Here is a 4403-nt window from a genome sequence, read left to right as displayed (position 1 = left end):
TTGCGAACAGTTGGACGCTATTGACTGGTCGTGGCTGTCGATCGCTACCGTCGTGTCCTGACTCGTTGGGAGAAGAAGGTCGAGAATGATGAGGCGATGCTGCATTTTGCCTGTGGTATCATTGTCTAGAACAAAACCCTATTGGGATAGGTTCTTAGTGTTGGGAATTACTCTTAAGTGCTTGTAACCTTAAATATATAGCTCAAATCGGGACTGTGTATGTACATTGGCACTCTAACCCGCCTAAACTAGAAGCTGATGCTTTAGAAAGTTTGGAGTCTAGGGTTTTCTCTGAGGCTTTGGTAGGTTATGACCGCTCTTTTAAAAATCAATGCGCTTTACCTATCGAGCTTAGAAAGCTTGGACTCCAACATGATAATACACAAGAAGTTATGAACAACTGGCGTACTTGGAAAATAAAATACAAAAAACAAATTGATCATGTTGTAGGGTATGAGGAGGCATTTGTTGACAAGATTCTCTCTCAAATACCAGAGATTAGCCCCGCAGATGTAATACCTCAATTTCATTTTATCGATGACAACGGTGGTAACCGTTATATCGATTTCATGATTGTTAATGAAAGTAAAGGTTACTTCCTGCCAATTGAGCTAGATGGGACATATAAAGATACTAATCATCAACGCTGGAAAGATTTTCTTGTTCGTCAAAATTCACTGATAACTAAATTTGGCATGATGCTTCGTTTTAGCAACAAACAAATGATCTGGGAATCTTCTGAAGTTGTGGCTAAGATTAGACAAACCCTTCACCTTCAATCGACCAATAAGGTCACTGAAGAAAGTAAGGTTCGAGAAAGAGAACGTTTGATGGAATGGTATGAGAAGAAAATCAATGAACTGGAGCGTTCAAGCCATAATCATAAATCGATTGAAGATGAAATTAACCAACTCAGAACATTGGTTGAAGAAATAAGAGCGCCACAACAACAAGCCCCCATAAAAGAGTTGGTGACCAACCAAAAGGTTTCCGGGTCTAAATCTAGTTTTTGGTTAGGTATAAGTGTTGCGTTATCTACCGTATTAGTTGGAGTTATCTTTCTGTGGACAAAATCTGAAGTGCCAGATTTCAATGAATTGAAGCAGCCCCTAGATGACCGTGGAGCTGCTATAAGCATTATGAATGCTTCCGGTGAGTCAATGATAGAAATTGACAACTTAACAGGCTCTAATGGTAATGATGTCAAAACCGATGATAAAAAAAGTATTCATGAATGGGTAGAAGTTAACGTTGATGAAGCGGTACCAACTCGGGCGGGGGAGTTACACAAGCAAGGGGCTATTGCAACCAGCCAAGCAAAAAGCTTGGTTGGGACATATCAGGTCGTGTGCGGAGTTGTCAAAGAGGTTAAAGCCTATTCTAAAGGGACTTACCTTAATTTTGAATACCCATCCCCGAACACAACGTTTAGGGCTGTTGTTTGGGACTCAGACGCAGACAATGTATTAAGATACGGTGAGCAGTTCCAACACTTTTTAAATCAAAGACTCTGTATCTCAGGTGATATAACTTCATTTAATGGCCAGCCTCAGATAATCGTAAAATACAATAATCAAATTGAGATATTCTAAAATGAAAAACTTAGCATTAGTCGGAACCTTATGTCTTTCTTTAATGGCACTACCAACTCAAGTCAGGGCCAATGAACAAAGGATTGAATCATACCGTGCCGCTTTGCATGTTGGTGAGACAGTAATGGCTTGTGGAGTCGTGGCCCAAGTGCACAAGGGTAGAAAGGCGACTTACCTAAATCTAGATAAGCCATACCCGAACCAATCGTTAGCAATTTTAATTTGGGATGATGACCTGAAAGGCTTTGAGAACCGCTTTGGTCAACTGACTAGATTTAATGAGCAAAAAGTCTGTGTGCGAGGAAAAATCACGGAATACAAAAATAGCTTGCAGATGCAGGTTTCTAATCCTCAATTTCTTCGTTTAATGAAGTAAAATGTAAAAATACACACTCCAGTCAGAATGCCGTTTCAAACTGGCAGCGAATGTTGCCAGTCTCTTTCTACTTGTCGACTAAGTAGATCACAATTCGAGTTTAAAACTAAGGCGCTTTTATCCCAAGAATAGTCGGCGCTCCTTGTTATATTCCTCAAGGTGCACTAACTCAGCAACGGTCTTTATCAGTAACAAGTAGTGTTACCATAATCGTCGTTATATGCTGACAATCCATTTGAGCATGATGGATTACCGTAATCATCACTGTAACAGGAAGTCGCATTGACCTGCATAGACGCTGCTAGAAATGAGAGTACAATTATTTTCTTCATTGTTGATGCCTTTCTGACTGATTAGTTAATGTACTTATACTAAGAACCTATCTCAATAGGACTTTATTCCAGACAATGATACCAATATTGCAACGCCCCGGAAAAACTAATTGGTATTGGCCTATAAATACAACAATCTTAAAGTGATAATTGTAATTAACTTGTAGATGTGAACTGTATTTCATATAAAATATTCTACAGTTAGGGCTTAAAGCCATAACTAATTGAGTTATAAGCAATTAAACTGTATTAGTGTGAATAATCATAAAAAAGGTGAAGCATTGTGGGCATATTTAAATCGATTTGGGATTTTTTTGGTCTTTATCAGACTAAAAGAATAAGAATTTTACATATGTTAATTCTACTCTTAGTGATATCGCAAATCATTGTTAGTAATTGGATGACGGGTACTAAGTCAGTAGTTATTCCATTTTTTGAAGAGACTTATTTATTTACTTGGATTCATATCGTTTCAGGCTTTGTGCTTTTTTTCTTAACGTTCTTTTTAGTCGTGTTATGTTTTCACCAGAGAGGGTTTAGATATTTTTATCCCTATCTCTGGGGGGATTTTAAGCAAATCAAAGAAGATATAAACTCTCTTTTAGCTAAAAAGCTACCAGACAGCTCACCTAAAGGGCTTGCCGCGACAGTTCAAGGTCTAGGGTTAGGTGCTTTATCAATTGTTATTTTGTCTGGTATTGCATGGTTTTTTCTATGGTTACAGCAGTCTCCATTTGCTTTAGAGGCTAGAAGTATTCATAAATCACTCACAATTTTAATTGAGATTTATATTTATGGTCACGGTGGTTTAGGGATTATTCATTTTATAATTTGGAAAAAAAGTAAAAATAAATAGGTTTGCTTGATACCTCATTGGCAATATGGGTGATTAGTCGCCCATATTCATTAAATGATATTTTGTTGCAATCTGTAGATGCTAATAAGTTACCGTGACGCAAATATGCGTTACCTAGTAAATCAATAGTTTATCTACTCTGAATATGAATAACCAAATCTAAAATAACGGTCCTATTACGGTTCGTATAATGCGATTGAACGGCAAGGTTAGACGGGGATGTTACGGGGAGGATTAAGAGCCTATCTCAATAGGGATTAATTACCGCATAAAAAATATATTATTGTAACCAAAACCTTATACAGCCTGACTTTTAAACATCGATATGGCTGGGTAAGGTGATGAATTTAGCTCCTATTGAGATAGGCTCTAAGTTTAATTATTTAAAAGATAATAATTTGCATTCTCTTATGCATATAAAATAAAAATCATTATCATTATCAATATGTTGGGTTGAATTTTATGGTTGTTTTTCTTTTTATTTATTGTTATCTTCCGTGCCGCAGAAATGGGGAGTAGCTTGCTCGGCAATTTATCTTTATTGTCGAGATTTCGTATCAACATACTTGAACAATATTTGTTCATGGTGCGAATGCCTTAAGGGGTTAGCAAGACCATAAACATGTCATTCGTCTATATGTTGGGGGACGGATTATATGTCTATGGAACTCCCGACTGAGATATTTATTATGAGTTTTTATGCTCTATTTATCCTCGCATTTGCCTTATCAATGGATTCTTTTGCTGTAGCAGTATGCAAAGGATCTACACTTCACAGACCCTCTTATAAAGAAGCTTTAAGGACTGGTATTGTTTTTGGTGTAGTAGAAGCCTTAATGCCATTAACAGGTTGGATTATCGGTATTGGTGCAAGTCATTTTGTTATGCAGTGGAATCATTGGATTGCCTTTGTATTGTTGTTTGTTTTAGGTGGTCATATGATTTATCAAAGCTTATTAGTAAAAGAAGATGAACCAAAAGAGAGGAAGAAACAGCATAGTTATTTGAATCTAATTATAACTTCAGTGGCAACCAGTATTGACGCTATGGCTGTTGGTTTAGGATTGGCTTTCCTTGATGTTGATATTATTCACGCAATTTTTATTATTGGTTTAACGACCATGATAATGGCTACAATAGGGGTAATGGCAGGGAGACATGTCAGCACTATATTAGGTAAAAAAACAGAACTAGTAGCAGGTGTGATACTAATCAGTATTGGATTATTTATTTTACTAGAAAACATC

The 4403-nt window shown here is 36.9% G+C and carries 4 protein-coding genes and 1 pseudogene; all 5 read left to right on the top strand.

The window, feature by feature from the left end:
- Positions 1-36: 36 nt before the first annotated feature.
- Positions 37-129: pseudogene (locus tag PR675_RS20075) on the top strand (IS5/IS1182 family transposase); the annotation flags it as partial.
- A gap of 86 nt (positions 130-215) precedes the next feature.
- Positions 216-1592 carry a hypothetical protein gene (locus PR675_RS20070; protein WP_272582940.1) on the top strand — a complete coding sequence of 459 codons (1377 nt, stop codon included), beginning with the start codon at positions 216-218 and terminating at the stop codon, positions 1590-1592.
- Between the two features lies 1 nt (position 1593).
- On the top strand, positions 1594-1968 hold the full coding sequence (locus PR675_RS20065) for a hypothetical protein (RefSeq protein ID WP_042116314.1): 375 nt from the start codon (positions 1594-1596) through the stop codon (positions 1966-1968).
- 615 nt (positions 1969-2583) lie between these two features.
- Positions 2584-3156 (top strand): cytochrome b/b6 domain-containing protein, encoded by a 573-nt coding sequence (locus PR675_RS20060; protein ID WP_004917250.1) that lies wholly within the window; start codon positions 2584-2586, stop codon positions 3154-3156.
- A gap of 689 nt (positions 3157-3845) precedes the next feature.
- On the top strand, positions 3846-4403 hold a 558-nt coding region (gene mntP, locus PR675_RS20055; RefSeq protein WP_272582941.1), incomplete at its 3' end, for a manganese efflux pump MntP.

Source organism: Providencia sp. PROV261, assembly GCF_028477945.1.
Classification (GTDB): Bacteria; Pseudomonadota; Gammaproteobacteria; order Enterobacterales; family Enterobacteriaceae; genus Providencia; species Providencia stuartii.
This window is presented reverse-complemented; position numbering and strand designations above follow the sequence as displayed.